Source organism: Marmoricola sp. OAE513, from assembly GCF_040546585.1.
Taxonomy (GTDB): Bacteria; Actinomycetota; Actinomycetes; order Propionibacteriales; family Nocardioidaceae; genus Marmoricola.
Window position 1 is genome coordinate 946,231 of sequence record NZ_JBEPOC010000001.1, and the last position, 14,139, is coordinate 960,369.

A 14,139-nucleotide genomic window follows, 5' to 3' on the forward strand; every position below is an offset into this window, starting at 1 on the left:
GCTCAGTGCGACGCGGCCTTGCCGCCCTTGCGGCCGGCTTCGACCTTCTGGGCGTGCGTGCCACCCTGCGAGCTGTTGCCCGAGCCCGAGTGGCTCTTCTTCCCGCCGTTCGACGACGCGTCCGGCGAGTTCGCGATCCTGGCCGCGCGCTGCTTGGACATGCCCTTGTCCTTGAGGGCCTCGTACTGCTTCTCGTTCTTCACGTTGGCGTTCTTGCTCGGCATCGTGCACCACCTCCGGTTCGCCGCGGGCCACAGCGGCCCTCCCGGTTCGTTACCCAGCCTGGGACGCGCGACGCGCCGGATCACTCCGCCTTGCGGGTGTCGAACTCCGCCACGAGCTGAGCCGCGAGCTCGCGCATCTTGGTGTTGCTCGTCTGCGAGACCCGGACGAGGTAGTCGAAGGCATGATCGGTACCGAGGTCGTAGCGCTCCATCATGATCCCGGTGGCCTGGCCGATCAGGGAGCGGGTCTCCAGGGCGGCGGTGAGGCTCTGCTCGGTGCGCACCCAACCCAGGGCGAGCGCCGCGTGGGTGGCGAACAGCTGGGCCAGGGCGCCGCTCTCCTCGCTGATCCGGTCCACGCTCGTCGAGTACAGGTTGAGGCTGCCCGTGGTGTCCTGCCCGACCACCAGTCCGAAGCCGAGCTGCGACCGCAGACCCAGCTGGACGGCTCGAGGGATGTACCGAGGCCAGCGCTGCTCGTGCCGGGCGTTGTCGACGCGGACGTGCTGCGCCGGGACGCTGCCCGCAACGGCATCGCGGTGCGGTCCTTCACCGACCTCCTGCTGCAGCTGGTCGAGCTCCAGGACGAGGTCGTCGGTCCGGGCCAGTGTCTCGACGTGCCCGTCGCGGTGGCTGAGGGAGATGCCGACGTGGTCGATGTCCGACATGGATTCCCGCGCGGAGGCGACGATCGAGGTGAGCACCTCGGAGACGTCACGGGAGCGCTTGAGGTCCTGGGCGATGGTGTCCAGGGCGTGCGTGATGGAGGGGTCGAGCATGGAGTGCGTGCTCCGTGACGGGATGCCTGCCGGCCGCCGCGAACGGACCACCGACGGTGACGCGAGCACACTGATTGACCCGCTGCGTTGCTCGAACCCTACTATCCGGAACCGGCTGGCGCGCACCGGGCTACCTCTGTCGGCAGCACCGGTGTACGTTGGAGGAGTAGCAAGCAGCATGGTCCTCGCGTTCCCGCCATCGTGGTCTGTGGAATCAGGTGCGTAGGGGCTAGCGAATCCGGAACGCCGCGGCTCAGACTCCCGCTCCTCGGATTCCAGCCACCTCCCGGTCAAATCAGGTGCTGGGAGCGGCACCACCCCGCAAGGACTTCTCATGAACCACCCCCCGCACATCATCCGGACCGAGCTCGAGGGCCGCGTCGTCCTGGCGCCCGTCGGCGAGTTCGACATCTCCAGCGTCGACATGCTCCGCGCGACCTTCGTCGAGGCCACCAGCGAGACCACCAACCAGGTCGTGCTCGACCTCTCCGGCACCACGTTCCTCGACTCGATGGCCCTGGGCACCATGCTCGGCGTCTCCCGGCGGGTGACCGCCTGGGGCGGTTGGGTCCGCGTCGTCGCGCCGCGCCCGAACGTCCGCAAGGTGCTCCGGCTGACCGGGCTCGACAAGGTGTTCGCGCTCTACGACACCGTCGACCAGGCGCTGACGCACCAGGTCACCTCCCAGGTGCGCGCGGATGCCGCATCGCAGGAGAAGAGCACTGCTTCGGCGTGACCTACCTGGGTACACGACCGTATGGACTCGTACTGGCAGCACGCAGCACCCTCGACCGTTCCCCGGCACGACCCCCTTCCCGAGGAGGCTGACGCCGTCGTCCTCGGCGGCGGCCTCACCGGGCTGACGACGGCGCTGCTCCTCGCCCGCGCGGGGAGGAGCGTCGTCCTGCTCGAAGCCCGCCGGATCGGCGACGTCACGACCGGGCGGACGACCGGCAAGGTCTCGCTGCTCCAAGGGACCAAGCTCTCCCGGATGCTGCGCACCACCTCCGAGCACGTGACTCGCGCGTACGTCGAGGGCACCACCGAGGGGCGCGACTGGCTGGCCCGGTTCTGCGTCGACCACGACGTCCCGCTGGAGGAGCGGGACGCGGTCACCTTCGCCGCGACCGAGGAGGAGCGGTCCGCCGCGGAGGCGGAGCACCAGGCGTGCCAGCGCCTGGGCATCGACACGCGCTGGCACCCCTCGCCCGACCTCGGCATCCCGTCGTACGGCGCGACGGTGCTGCGTGACCAGTACCAGATCGACCCCGCCCCGGTCCTCGCCGCCCTGCTGGCCGAGCTGACGCGGCACGGCGGGGTCGTGCGCGAGAACGACCGGGTCGTGTCGGTCTCCAAGGTCGGACGCCCCGTCGTCCGCACCGCGGACGGCATCGAGGTGCGGGCCGACGACGTCGTCCTCGCCACCGGCACCCCGGTGCTCGACCGGGGCCTGTACTTCGCCAAGCTGGAGCCGCGTCGCTCGTACGTGCTGATGTACGACGGGACCGACCTCCCGCCGGGGATGCTCCTGTCCGCCGGCGATCCGTCGTTCTCGGTACGCGACGTCCCGGGCGCGGACGGGCCGGACTCCGTTAGGAAGGCGCTGCTCATGGTGGGCGGCAACGGGCACACGGTGGGACGGACCAGGTCCGAACGTCGTCACCTCGACGGGCTGCGCGCGTGGGCGACGTCGCGGTACCCGGGAGGGGTCGAGACGCACGCGTGGTCCGCGCAGGACTACTCCTCCCACGACGGCATTCCCTACGTCGGGGCGCTGCCGCGCGGGCTCGGGAGGATCCACCTCGCGACCGGCTACGACAAGTGGGGCCTCACGAACGGTGTCGCGGCGGCACTCCGGATCACCGGGGAGATCCTGGGCGACCAGCCCTCCTGGGCCACACCGATGGCCCGACGGATCACCCGGCCCCGAGCAGCGGCGACGATCGTCTCGACCAACCTCAAGGTGGGTCTGGCCCTCGCCGCCGGTCTGGTCTCGGCAGAGTCGCGGTCGACGCCGCGGGCACCCGCGGAAGGAGAGGGTGCCGTCGGTCGGTCGGGGCTCAATCCGGTCCCGGTCGCGACCTCGACCGTGGACGGCAGGACCTGCTCGGTCTCCGGGCTCTGCACCCACCTGGGCGGTGTCCTGAAGTGGAACGACGCCGAGCAGTCGTGGGACTGCCCCCTGCACGGTTCACGGTTCTCCCCCGACGGGTCAGTCCTGGAGGGCCCCGCCACCACCCCGCTGGCGGCACGATGACGCCGCACTTCCGCGCACCGATGCGGTCCCGCCGCGACGACGTCGACCGGTACGCCGGCGTGGAGCGCGGTCTGGCGCTGGGGCTCTGCGGCGTCGGCGGCCGCCTCGAGGTCGTGCCACCAGAAGTCGGCGCCGCGGTCCTCGCGACCGAGCACCAGTACGGCGAGCACCAGGCGCAGCTGCTCGGGCGCTTCATCCGCGTGCCCGAGGGTGCTGTGGTGTGGACCCGGGCCGAGGACCAGCGGACCTACCGCGGGATCCTCGAGGGGCCGTGGTCCTACGACGCCGACCCCGCGGCGTACGAAGTGGACCTGGTGCACGTGCGCCCGTGCACCTGGACGCAGGTAACGGGCAAGCAGGTCCCGGCAGCGGTGCACCGCGCCTTCGGCCGGGGCGGGCGCAACTTCCAGCGGATCACCGCGCTGTCCGACGGCTGAGGTCGGTCACGTCCGGACGTAGGACTCCCCACCGAGGATCCTTGCGACCAGCGACCCCGAACGGGTGCCGGGAGAAGTGCCCAGCAGGGTGCTCGTGACGAAGTCGGACGCTGCCCGCTCGAAGGTGCCGTGCTCGGCGAGCATGGCGTGCTTGCCCCGGCGGATCGCGAGGAACCCGACCTCGTTCGTGCGCGCGAGCCGCTGCGCCAGCGCCTCGGCGCGCTGCACCGGGGCGATCCGGTCACGCACGCCGTGCACGAAGAGGATCCATCGGTCGCGCAGACCGAGACCGTCGGCGTCCGCCGGGTAGACGAACGCGGCCAGGGCGACGACGCTGCGCACGGCCGGGAGCCGGGCCGCCAGGATCGCGGCCCTGCCACCCAGCGAGTGCCCGACCAGCGCGACCGGGACATCCACGCCGTGGAGCTCGGCCACCCGCGAGATCGCCCACTCGATGTCGTGGACCGGCGTGTGGTGGGTGTCCCACCCGCGGTAGGAGTTCAGCAGCCGGTACACCGCCAACCGACCCTTGCCCGCGCGGGCGAGACGCCGCGCGAGGGGGATCATCCGCAGGACCGACAGCTGCGTCGGGCTGACCATCATCTGCCCACGCCGACTCGCGCCGCCGTGCACGACGATCACGATGCCGTCGGGGTTGACCGGTTGCTTGCTCGGCTTCTTCACCGGGACCAGCTTCGCTGTGCTCACTCCCGAGGGATACCCCGGACGCCTGCGGGCACACGGGAAGGGTGAGCAACCAGGGCAGGATCCGGATCGGCATCTCGGGGTGGCAGTACCCGCGGTGGCGGGGTGACTTCTACCCCGTCGGCCTCCCCCATGTCCGCGAGCTCACCTACGCCGCCGAGCGCTTCAGCAGCGTGGAGCTCAACGGCTCGTTCTACTCCCTCCAGCGGGCTTCGTCGTACCGGCGCTGGCACGACGCCACGCCCGAGGACTTCGTCTTCGCCGTCAAGGGCGGGCGCTACGTGACGCACCTGAAGCGGCTGAGGGATGTCGAGACGGCGCTCGCGAACTTCTTCGCCTCGGGTGTCCTGCACCTGGGTCGCAAGCTCGGACCGTTCCTGTGGCAGCTCCCCGAGCGGGTCACGTACGACGCCGACGTGCTCGACGCGTTCCTGGCACAGCTGCCGTCGACGGCAGGCGGGGTGGCGGCGCTGGCGGCACGGCACGACGCCAAGGTCGCCGACCCGTTCTTCGAGCCTGCGGACCCCTCGATGCCGGTCCGGCACGCGGTGGAGGTCCGGCACCCGAGCTTCAAGACCCCCGGGTTCTACGACCTCCTGCACGCCCGCGGCGTCAGCTGCGTGCTCGCCGACAGCGCTGGTCGCTGGCCCGCGCTCGACGTCGTCACCGCGCCGTTCGAGTACGTCCGCCTGCACGGCCACACCGAGCTCTACACGAGCCGGTACGCCGACCGGACGCTCGAGCAGTGGGCAGACCGCTGTCGGTCCGCCGCCTCCGCCGGCCGCGACGTGTACGTGTACTTCGACAACGACGCGCACGGCCACGCGCCGCACGACGCGATGCGCCTCGCGGACGCGCTTGGTGTGCTGGCTGCTGGGTACCCGGACTGAACACGATCGAAGGAGAACCGGATGAGCACCGCCCCAGGAATCGACCCGGACGAGGTCGCCGGGACCGACGACCCGATCCCAGGCGGGGACCCGGAGGACCCCGGCCCCAGCGACACCCCGGGTGCCGGCGAGGAACTTCCCGACTGAGCACCCTGGTCCCCGGGATCGGCGCACCCCCGTGAACGCCGATCTCGTCTACGTCGTTGCCGGCGTCGGCTTGCTGCTGACGATCGTGCTGCCGACCCTCCTGCACCGGTGGGCCCTGTCAGCGCCGATGGTGCTGATCGTCGTCGGGATGACGCTCGGTCTCAGCCCGCTCCCCGACGGGTTGCCGTTGGACCCGACGGCCAACCGATCCGCGATCGAGCACGTCACCGAGCTCACCGTCATCGTGTCCCTGATGGGGGTGGGACTGGCACTGGACCGCCCGCTGGGCCTGAACCGCGGTTCCTGGCGCAGCTGGGGCTCGACGTGGAGGCTGCTCGCCATCGCGATGCCGCTCACGATCGGCGCGGTCTTCGCCCTGGGCACGGCACTCGGACTGGGAGCCGCGGCGGCTCTGCTCCTCGGCTCCGTCCTGGCACCCACGGACCCGGTCCTGGCCTCCGACGTCCAGGTCGCCGGACCGCAGACGGAGGACGACCGCGAGGTCGAGGAGACCGATGAGCTGAGGTTCGCGCTGACCAGCGAAGCCGGGCTGAACGACGGCCTTGCCTTCCCCTTCGTCTACGCGGCCGTCTTCATCGCTCTGGGCACGACCTCGCCGTCCGCGTGGTTCGAGTGGGTCGGGTTCTACGCGGTCGGCAAGGTCGTTCTCGGTGTCGCCGTCGGCGTCGCCACCGGCAAGCTGCTCGCGACCATCGCCTTCCGGTCGGCCAGTCGTTCCCTCCGGGTCGCGGAGCGCGGCGAGTCGCTGACGGCGCTGGCAGCCCTGGTCCTCGCCTACGGCGTCGCCGAGGTCGCCCAGGGCTACGGGTTCCTCGCCGTCTTCGCCTGCGCCATGACCTTCCGGTCCGCGGAGAGGACCCACGACTACCACGCGGCGATGCACGAGGTGACCGAGCGACTGGAACGACTGCTGACGCTCTTCCTCCTGCTGGTCCTGGGCATCGCGGTGAGCCGCGGCCTGCTGGAGCACCTCGACTGGCGGGGGGTCGCGATCGGTCTCTCCCTGATCCTGGTCATCCGACCGCTGGCCGGCGTCCTCGCCCTCCGCCGCGACCCCCGCCTGGACCGGGGCCAGCGCTGGGCGGTGGCCTTCTTCGGCGTACGCGGCATCGGGTCGATCTACTACCTGGCGTACGCCGCCGGGGAGGCTCCCCGGCTCGGCTCGGACTGGATGTGGTCCACGGTGGCCTTCACGATCATCGTCTCGGTCGCCGTCCACGGAGTACTCGCCGTACCGCTCCTGCGCCGCGTGGGAGCCCTGGAGCCCTGAGAAGCACGCGTCTGCCGGGATCTCCGGGGCCGGCCTGACGAGCCGGCCCCGAAGCTCTCTCACGCGGAGTCGAACGCCGCCCGCAACGCCGGGACCCGGCGCAGGACGAGCTGGTCGAGCAGGAGCACCGCGACCAGCGTGACCCCGAACAGCGGCAGCAGGACGCCGAGCACGACGAGACCGCCGACCAGCCACCAGGTCGACCTCAGCGGCATCCGGCCCCGAGGCGCTCCCACCGAGCCCGCCCCCTTCGGTCGACGGCGCCACCACATCAGCGGACCGGTGACGCAGAGCGTCAGCACTGCGAGGCAGAAGAGTGCGGCGCCCCAGAAGCTGACCAGCCCGAGGCTGCGGCCCTCGTGCAGGCCGATCCCCTGCGACACGGCCTTGGCCAGCAAGGGGTAGTCCTCGAAGCCGTAGTCGGCGCGGACCTTCCCCGAGAACCGGTCGACGTGCACCGTGCGCTCGTCACTCGGATGGCTGAAGGCGTCTCCCATCACCGAGAAGACCCCGGAGTCGCCGGTCGGCAGGACGATCGACATCGGGTGCTTCAGCCCCTCCTTCTCGGCGACGACCACGGCGGTGTCGACCGTGGCGACCGACGCGCCCTCCTCCGCCGGCGCAGACCCGGGGATCTTCGTGTCGCCCTGGGCCCACGGCACCTCCACGGCGTGGCTGTGCGGCAGCGACTCGTCCAGCGCGGACCCGGGCTTCGACTGCGCTCCGGGATCGAGGCTCCACATCGAGCTCCCGTGGTCGGTCGCGAAGGACTGCACCTTCGCACCCCAGAAGCCGGTCCACGGAAGCCCGGTGAGCACCATGAACAGGAGCCCGACTCCGGCCACGGCCCCGATCAGACCGTGCCGGTGGCGCAGCGCTGCACCGGCCACCTTCTTGGCCTTGCGTCTCAGCCGCGCCTTGCGACCCGACACGAACAGGTAGTAGCCGGTCAGGGCCATCACGATGGCCCAGCAGGCGGCCACCTCGATCAGGCCGTCACCCCACCGACCGGCCATCAGGTCGCCGTGCAGCCTGATGGCATATCCGGACAGGGTGGTGTCGGGGTTCAGCGAGCCCAGCACCTCGGCGCGCCACGGGTCGACGAAGACGTCGGTGGTCGATCCGTCGGGTCGGGTGATCGCGAAGGCGTACGCGTCGTCGGGGTCGCGGCCTTCCCGGACCAGGCCGATCTCTGCGTCCGGGTACCTCGCCTCGACGGCGGTCAGCATCGTCGACATCGACTGGTAGCGCTGGTCGGCCGGTACGGAGACCCGCATGACGTCGGCGTGCAGCAGCGGCTCGATCTGGAAGCGGAACAGGTAGATCAGCCCGGTCGCCGCCAGCAGCGCGAAGACCGGGATGACCAGGAAGGAGGCGTAGAAGTGCCAGCGCCAGAAGGCGCGGAACAGACCGGCCGGAGCGGGTCGTCGTTGCTTGGTGCCCGGCGGGGCGGGCACCTCGGGGTTTGCAGGGTCGAGTGATGTCGTGGTCACGGAGTTCTCCTCGTGCACGTAGGTATGCCGCATCGACGGGTCGCCGGTGCGGTGGTGTGCGTGTGCTCGACGGAGGGGCCGCGGACGCGGCGGCTCAGCGAGCGAGGAAAAGCAGGGGTGGCCCGCGACGGACGGGGCCGCGCGACCAGACCGGGAGCGCGGGAAGCTGTTCGAGGAAGGACTCGCGTCGCGGCTGCGGTCGGAGGGTCGCGAGGGTGAGGACCGGGAGCTCGGCGAACCGGTCGCCCGCCCGCGCGGCGAGCTCCTGGACGCCGTTGCGCGCGATCCGGAGCAGGAGCCAGAGGGCACGTTCCCCGAGCGCCAGCCAGAGCCCGACGACACCCGCCGCGGCGACGTGGGCGATCGCCATGCCCGGGTGCGCGACCATGTCGGAGAGCGCGTGCGTCAACCACGACGGGATCGCCAGACCCTGGCCCTGTTGCCCGCCGTACGCGTGGCTCGCCCACTGGTCGTAGGACTCCCCGGAACGCGGGTCCCAGGGTGCGACCGGTGCGGTCGGGGTGCTCGGCATGGTCATGCCGCTGCCCTCGCCCCGATGGCCGGCCGTCGCGGCGAGCGCGGTGTGGACTAGGCCCTGCCCGGCGACCATGATCGCGACCAGCCGCAGCGCGGAGGCCTCGTGCCCGAGCAGCGCAGCACACCCGAGCAGGACACCGCCGTAGAGCAACACCATCGGCACGGCGCCCGGCAGCAGACCTCCGGCCGAGGAGTGCGCAACGACACCGGCGGCGAGGACGACCGCAGCGAGCAGGGACGCGCGGGACCAGCGCACCGTCGACGAGGCCCGCATGGTCACCTGCTCAGTATGACGGTCGGTGGCTCAGACGTTGAACCTGAACTCCACCACGTCGCCGTCCGCCATCACGTAGTCCTTGCCTTCCATCCGGACCTTGCCGGCGGACTTGGCCTCGTTCATGGAGCCCGTCGCGACCAGGTCGTCGAAGGAGACGATCTCGGCCTTGATGAAGCCCTTCTGGAAGTCGGTGTGGATGACGCCCGCGGCCTCGGGAGCGGTCGCACCCTTCTTGACCGTCCAGGCGCGAGACTCCTTGGGGCCGGCGGTCAGGTAGGTCTGCAGTCCGAGGGTGTCAAAGCCGACCCGGGCCAGCACCTCGAGGCCCGGCTCGGTGATGCCCATCTCGGCGAGCATCTCGCGGGCCTCGTCGTCGTCGCCGAGCTCGACCAGCTCGGACTCGAACTTCGCGTCCAGGAAGATCGCCTCGGCCGGCGCGACGAGTGCACGCATCTCGTTCTTCAGGGAGTCGTCGCCGAGCTCGTCGGCGTCGCAGTTGAAGACGTAGATGTACGGCTTGGCGGTGAGCAACGACAGCTCGCGGACCAGGTCGAGGTCGAGCTTCGAGGAGATGATCGGCGTACCGGCCTCGAGCAGCGCCTGGGCCTCCTTGGCGGCCTCGAGGTTCGCAGTCAGCTCCTTCTTGCCGCGAGCTTCCTTCTCCAGCCGCGGGATCGCCTTCTCGACGGTCTGCAGGTCGGCCAGGATCATCTCGGTCTGGATCGTGGTGATGTCCGAGGGCCGGGTTGACCTCGCCGTCGACGTGGGTGACGTCCTCGTCGCGGAACACCCGGGTCACCTGGCAGATCGCCGAGGCCTCGCGGATGTGGGAGAGGAACTTGTTGCCCAGACCCTCGCCCTGCGACGCTCCCGCGACGATGCCTGCGATGTCGACGAACTCGACGGTGGCCGGAAGCACCTTGGCCGACCCGAAGATCTCGGCGAGCTTGTCCAGCCGCGGGTCGGGAACCGCGACCACACCGACGTTCGGCTCGATCGTCGCGAACGGGTAGTTCGCGGCGAGCACGTTGTTCTTGGTGAGGGCGTTGAAGAGCGTGGACTTGCCCGCGTTGGGGAGCCCGACGATGCCGATAGTGAGAGCCACCCGGGGAGCCTACCGAGCGGCCGTCGAGCGTGCGAGACGAGGCCGAGTCGACGACGACGGGCGACGAGCGCTGCGGGCCCTCTACAGAATCGCCCGCCGCGAGTAGCGTGCGGTCATGGCAACGATCAGCACGGACGGGTCGAGCTCGTGACCGACCTCGGAGAGCAGTTCGCCCACGCGCTGGCGGCGAAGGACACCACGACGTTGACGGAGCTGCTGGCCGACGACGTCGACTTCAAGGGGTTGACCCCGAAACGGATCTGGGAGGCGGACTCTTCCGCCGGGGTCATCGATGTCCTGCTGGGTTGCTGGTTCGAACCGCAGGACGTCATCACCGAGGCCCAGGTGGTCGCCGGCGCCCCCGTCGAGGACACCGGGCACGTCAGCTACCGGTTCGCACTGAGTACGCCGGACGGCGCACACACCGCGGAGCAGCAGGCTTACTACCGTGGCGATGATCGGATCAGCTACCTACGGGTGCTGTGCTCCGGATTCAGGCCCGTGACCGACGGCTGAAGTATTTTCTGGCAATCGACGCAATCCCCTTGTTTTGAGGGCAAAAGTGTCGGTGGGTGTCCCTAGGTTCGATGCATGACCTCGAGACTGATCGGCGACAACGCGGCGCACCCGCTGGAGTCGCTGGTCCTTGGTCTCGAGGAGCTGACGGCCACCTCCCACGGCGCTCCCGCATGGACTCTCACGTCGAGCCAGCTCGCTGACCTGCTGCCCCGACTCGTGGTCGCGGAGAACAGGCTCGCGGCCGTCCGGCTCGCGATGCTCGCGGAGGCCGATCGCCACCAGATCGGGGACAGCGTCGGGGCCGCCAACACGGGAGCCTGGTTCGCGAACGTGACTCGCGCCGACAAGCCCGCCGCTCACCGGTCCGTGGCACTGGCCCGGACCCTCGACGACGACGTCCACGCAGCGACCAGAGATGCACTCGAGCGCGGCGAGGTCTCCGTCGAGCAAGCGGCTGCCGTCCTGCGGAAGGTCGAGGCCCTTCCGCGCGACCTCGTCGACCCCGAGACCCGCGCGCGGGCGGAGAAAGACCTCGTCGCCCTCGCCGAGCACCACAACCCCAGGGAGCTCGGGATCCTCGGCCGTCGGATCCTCGACGTGATCGCTCCCGAGATCGCCGAAGAGGCCGAACGCCGAGCCCTGGAGGCCGAAGAGCGCGAGGCTGCTTCGAAGGCTTACTTCCGGATGCACTCGGACGGCAACGGGTCGATGGTCGGACGCTTCAAGATCCCGATGCTCGCCGGGTCCATCCTCGCCAAGCACCTCACGGCGATCGCCGCACCGAAGCACCAGGTCGCCGTGCACGGTGCCGTTCCGACCGACCCCGAGACCGGAGAACGGCTCGATCGATCGATGCGCCTCGGAGCCGCGTTCGTGGAGTACCTCGAGACCCGTTCCGCTGCCGGCATGCCGCGCGCAGGTGGTGTTCCGGCTGTCGCCGTGGTCACGATGACGCTCGAGTCGCTGCTCGGAGGCGCCCGCGCAGCCACCCTGGACAACGGCGAGCGCATCTCCGCCGGGGAGGCCCGCCGACTGGCGTGCGAGGCCGGCATCATCCCGCTGGTCCTCGGCGGCCGGTCGGAGCCGCTCGACCTGGGCCGGAGCCGACGGTTCCACAGCACCGCGCAGCGGATCGCGATCGGCGTCCGGGACGGGGGCTGCGTCGTCGAGGGCTGCGATGCGACAGCCGAGATGTCGCACATCCACCACCTGAGGTCCTGGGCCAGCGGCGGTCCGACGACGGTCGAGGACGGCGTGATGATCTGCCCGCGCCACCACCGGTTCGCCCATGACGACCGCTTCGTCCTGGAGCCGCGCTTCGGCGGCAAGTACCGGATCGTCAGGCAGACCTAGACCGGGCTCGACGCATCCCCGCTGAGCAGCTCGCCGCGGTGCCGCCACGCCCAGGTCAGGATCGTCACGGAGAAGAACAGCGTCAGCGCGACGATCACGGCCTCGAACGCTCCGCCGCCGCCCTTGGTGAAGATGCCGTTCTCGACGTCGTAGAGGAAGTCCATGCCGAACAGGTACAGCCCTGCGCTGCCCGCGCACAGCAGCCAGAGCAGCGCACTCGGCCGGTTCCTCTGCAGCGTGATGAGCGCGAGCAAGCAGGCGAGTCCCAGCCAGAAGTCCGCGAGCGGGAAGGCGTTCTCGAACTCGTAGTACGCCTGGTTCTTCTCGCTCGCGATCCAGTCGCGCTCGGCGAACCAGAGCGTCCAGTAGACGATGTCGAGCAGGATCGCCACGACCAGCATGGCCTGGATGGGGCGCTTGTTCATGCCTCGATCATGCCCGAGGAGCGGGCATCGTCAGATGACCCGGCGGCCTTCCTTCAGGCGCTTGCGCATGCCGCGCACCACCAGCCGCGCGTGCAGGGTGCGCAGGACCTTCGGCACCCGCGGGTAGACGGCGCGGAAGAAGACCCAGAACGCGTCGTACAGGCGCTGGTCGAGCCGCGACCAGGACATCCCGAGCACCTCGCGCACGTGTGGCTCGAGGTTGCCCCGGGTCAGCAGGTTCTGCAGCACGATGCCGGGCCTCATCACCAGCGGCGCACCTCGGGTGCTCAGCAGCGCCTTCACGTAGGACCGGATCTCCGGGTCCGAGCTGAACTCGCCCTGCATGTCCTGCCAGTACGTCGTGAAGTCGGCCCGCGTCGCCGGCCACATCTCGGGCGCGACCTGGAGGGCGTTGCCGAAGATCTGGGCCTCGGCGTAGGACCGCTCGCGGGTGGCCTCGCTCATCGGGCCGAATGTCTTCTCGTAGATGAACTCGCCGTTCTGCGCGAGCGTCGCGGCGACCCAGAGCTGCAGCTGCGGGTCGTGCGCGCTGTAGCCCTCGCCGCGCACACCGCGATGCGCCCGGTTCACCATCCGGGCAACGGCCGATCGCTCCTCCTCGGTGCCCAACGTCATCACGTAGACGTAGGTCAGCGTGGTGCGCAGCCGGTCGAGCGGCCGGTCCAGGGTGTTGGAGTGCACTGCCACGCCCTTGCCGACGCCGTACAGGGCGAGCTGGTTCATCACCGTGGAACCGGCGCCGAGGAGCAGCGCCGCTTCGCCGATGTAGTCGGCCAGACCGAAGTCGGCCTGCGACGTGTCGGGCACGGCGGCCCGCGCGACGGGTGCGGCAGGCGCCGGTGTCGGCTCATCCTCGAGGAGGGTCATGGGTGCGACAGTACAACAAGATCTGTCGCACTGTGTAGGGTTGTCCTCGTGACCGAGACCTCCGTCGACAGCATCCTGGATGCGGCTCGCGCGCAGTTCCTGCGCACCGGCGTACGGCGGACCAGCGGGGACGACATCGCGCGCAGTGCCGGGGTCAACCGGGCGACGCTGTACCGCCGCGTCGGCACCAAGGACGAGATCGTGCGCCAGACCTACCTGCACGAGACCCAGCGGGTCCTCGCCGTCATCGAGAAGGCGACCGGGCCGGTTCCCCCACCCGGTGAGACCGGCTTCGATCCGGTCGCGTACGTCGAGCGCTTCCTCACCGTCACGATCACCCAGGTTCGCGACAACCCGCTGCTGCAGCAGCTCCTCGAGATCGACCGCGACGAGACGCTGCTCGGCCTGACGCTCAACGCGGGCGAGACGCTGACGCTGTCCTCGATGCTGGTCGCCGACCGGATCCGGAGCCTGCGTGCGTACGTCGGGAACACCGATGTGGACGACATCGACGACCTCGCCGGGACGCTCGCGCGACTGACGCAGTCACTGCTGCTGACTCCCGATGCTCCACCGCGGCTGGACAGCAAGGAACGGATGCGGACATACGCCCGCAGGGTGATCGCGCCGATGATCCTCGGTCGCTAGCGTTCGCCCATGAACGAACCCGAGCGCGAGTCGACGGCCGAGCTGGCCGACATCGTCCACGACCTCGTCGCTGCACTGGCCCGCGGCCGGTCCGCCGACAACCCCGCCCTGCTCGAGGAGCTCAACGACCTGCGCAACAGGCTCCAGAAGCACCGCAGCTGACG

General features: G+C 70.2%; 17 protein-coding genes and 1 pseudogene. 10 read left to right on the forward strand and 8 right to left on the reverse strand.

Features of this window, described 5'->3' with window-relative positions; genetic code table 11:
* Positions 1 to 2 precede the first annotated feature (2 nt).
* Both ABIE44_RS04745 and ABIE44_RS04750 read right to left on the reverse strand, forming a co-directional pair.
* Entirely contained in the window at positions 3 to 224 is a 222-nt protein-coding gene (locus tag ABIE44_RS04745; protein WP_209721426.1) for a DUF7218 family protein, read from the reverse strand.
* Positions 225 to 304: 80 nt separating this feature from the next.
* Positions 305 to 1,003 carry an ANTAR domain-containing protein gene (locus tag ABIE44_RS04750; protein WP_209721423.1) on the reverse strand — a complete coding sequence of 233 codons (699 nt, stop codon included), beginning with the start codon at positions 1,001 to 1,003 and terminating at the stop codon, positions 305 to 307.
* Between the two features lie 334 nt (positions 1,004 to 1,337).
* Between ABIE44_RS04750 and ABIE44_RS04755 the strand changes: the two genes are divergently transcribed.
* The 3 genes from ABIE44_RS04755 to ABIE44_RS04765 are packed head-to-tail and all read left to right on the forward strand — an operon-like array spanning position 1,338 to position 3,697.
* Positions 1,338 to 1,739, forward strand: a complete 402-nt coding sequence (locus ABIE44_RS04755) for an STAS domain-containing protein (protein WP_209721420.1) — start codon at positions 1,338 to 1,340, stop codon at positions 1,737 to 1,739.
* Between the two features lie 21 nt (positions 1,740 to 1,760).
* Positions 1,761 to 3,260, forward strand: coding sequence for an FAD-dependent oxidoreductase (locus tag ABIE44_RS04760; protein ID WP_209721417.1), 1,500 nt, complete (start codon positions 1,761 to 1,763; stop codon positions 3,258 to 3,260).
* Positions 3,257 to 3,697: a GAF domain-containing protein gene (locus ABIE44_RS04765; protein ID WP_209721415.1), complete on the forward strand. Its 441-nt coding sequence runs from the start codon at positions 3,257 to 3,259 to the stop codon at positions 3,695 to 3,697. Before ABIE44_RS04760 ends, ABIE44_RS04765 begins: the two co-directional genes overlap by 4 nt.
* A gap of 6 nt (positions 3,698 to 3,703) precedes the next feature.
* On the opposite strand, the gene ABIE44_RS04770 is transcribed toward ABIE44_RS04765, so the two are convergent.
* Positions 3,704 to 4,405 (reverse strand): alpha/beta hydrolase, encoded by a 702-nt coding sequence (locus tag ABIE44_RS04770; RefSeq protein ID WP_209721411.1) that lies wholly within the window; start codon positions 4,403 to 4,405, stop codon positions 3,704 to 3,706.
* 41 nt (positions 4,406 to 4,446) lie between these two features.
* On the opposite strand from ABIE44_RS04770, the gene ABIE44_RS04775 reads away from it, so the two are divergent.
* The 3 genes from ABIE44_RS04775 to ABIE44_RS04785 are packed head-to-tail and all read left to right on the forward strand — an operon-like array spanning position 4,447 to position 6,730.
* Complete coding sequence (locus ABIE44_RS04775; RefSeq protein WP_209721408.1) at positions 4,447 to 5,292, forward strand: DUF72 domain-containing protein; 846 nt, start codon at positions 4,447 to 4,449, stop codon at positions 5,290 to 5,292.
* 21 nt (positions 5,293 to 5,313) lie between these two features.
* On the forward strand, positions 5,314 to 5,439 hold the full coding sequence (locus tag ABIE44_RS04780) for a hypothetical protein (RefSeq protein WP_354437862.1): 126 nt from the start codon (positions 5,314 to 5,316) through the stop codon (positions 5,437 to 5,439).
* A gap of 31 nt (positions 5,440 to 5,470) precedes the next feature.
* Positions 5,471 to 6,730, forward strand: coding sequence for a cation:proton antiporter domain-containing protein (locus ABIE44_RS04785; protein WP_209721405.1), 1,260 nt, complete (start codon positions 5,471 to 5,473; stop codon positions 6,728 to 6,730).
* Positions 6,731 to 6,789: 59 nt separating this feature from the next.
* Here ABIE44_RS04785 and ABIE44_RS04790 read toward each other — a convergent pair whose 3' ends face one another.
* The 3 genes and pseudogenes from ABIE44_RS04790 to ychF form a co-directional block, all read right to left on the reverse strand.
* Positions 6,790 to 8,223 carry a PepSY-associated TM helix domain-containing protein gene (locus ABIE44_RS04790; RefSeq protein ID WP_354437863.1) on the reverse strand — a complete coding sequence of 478 codons (1,434 nt, stop codon included), beginning with the start codon at positions 8,221 to 8,223 and terminating at the stop codon, positions 6,790 to 6,792.
* Positions 8,224 to 8,317: 94 nt separating this feature from the next.
* The gene (locus tag ABIE44_RS04795) at positions 8,318 to 9,040 is read right to left on the reverse strand and encodes a hypothetical protein (RefSeq protein ID WP_209721399.1); all 723 of its coding nucleotides are present in this window, start codon (positions 9,038 to 9,040) and stop codon (positions 8,318 to 8,320) included.
* Between the two features lie 24 nt (positions 9,041 to 9,064).
* A pseudogene (gene ychF, locus ABIE44_RS04800) lies at positions 9,065 to 10,142 on the reverse strand (redox-regulated ATPase YchF).
* Between the two features lie 147 nt (positions 10,143 to 10,289).
* Between ychF and ABIE44_RS04805 the strand changes: the two are divergent.
* Together ABIE44_RS04805 and ABIE44_RS04810 are read left to right on the forward strand one after the other, a co-directional pair.
* Complete coding sequence (locus ABIE44_RS04805) at positions 10,290 to 10,658, forward strand: hypothetical protein (protein ID WP_209721393.1); 369 nt, start codon at positions 10,290 to 10,292, stop codon at positions 10,656 to 10,658.
* A 75-nt stretch (positions 10,659 to 10,733) separates the two neighbouring features.
* Positions 10,734 to 12,014, forward strand: a complete 1,281-nt coding sequence (locus ABIE44_RS04810) for an HNH endonuclease signature motif containing protein (RefSeq protein WP_209721391.1) — start codon at positions 10,734 to 10,736, stop codon at positions 12,012 to 12,014.
* Here the strand turns inward: ABIE44_RS04810 and ABIE44_RS04815 are convergent.
* Together ABIE44_RS04815 and ABIE44_RS04820 are read right to left on the reverse strand one after the other, a co-directional pair.
* Entirely contained in the window at positions 12,011 to 12,439 is a 429-nt protein-coding gene (locus ABIE44_RS04815; RefSeq protein WP_209721388.1) for a hypothetical protein, read from the reverse strand. The two genes, ABIE44_RS04810 and ABIE44_RS04815, sit on opposite strands and share 4 nt — an antisense overlap.
* 30 nt (positions 12,440 to 12,469) lie before the next feature.
* Positions 12,470 to 13,327, reverse strand: coding sequence for an oxygenase MpaB family protein (locus ABIE44_RS04820; protein WP_209721385.1), 858 nt, complete (start codon positions 13,325 to 13,327; stop codon positions 12,470 to 12,472).
* A gap of 48 nt (positions 13,328 to 13,375) precedes the next feature.
* On the opposite strand from ABIE44_RS04820, the gene ABIE44_RS04825 reads away from it, so the two are divergent.
* Both ABIE44_RS04825 and ABIE44_RS04830 read left to right on the forward strand, forming a co-directional pair.
* Positions 13,376 to 13,975, forward strand: coding sequence for a TetR/AcrR family transcriptional regulator (locus tag ABIE44_RS04825; protein WP_209721381.1), 600 nt, complete (start codon positions 13,376 to 13,378; stop codon positions 13,973 to 13,975).
* A gap of 9 nt (positions 13,976 to 13,984) precedes the next feature.
* A complete protein-coding gene (locus ABIE44_RS04830) occupies positions 13,985 to 14,137 on the forward strand; it encodes a hypothetical protein (protein ID WP_209721378.1) in 153 nt (50 codons plus the stop codon).
* Positions 14,138 to 14,139: the final 2 nt, after the last annotated feature.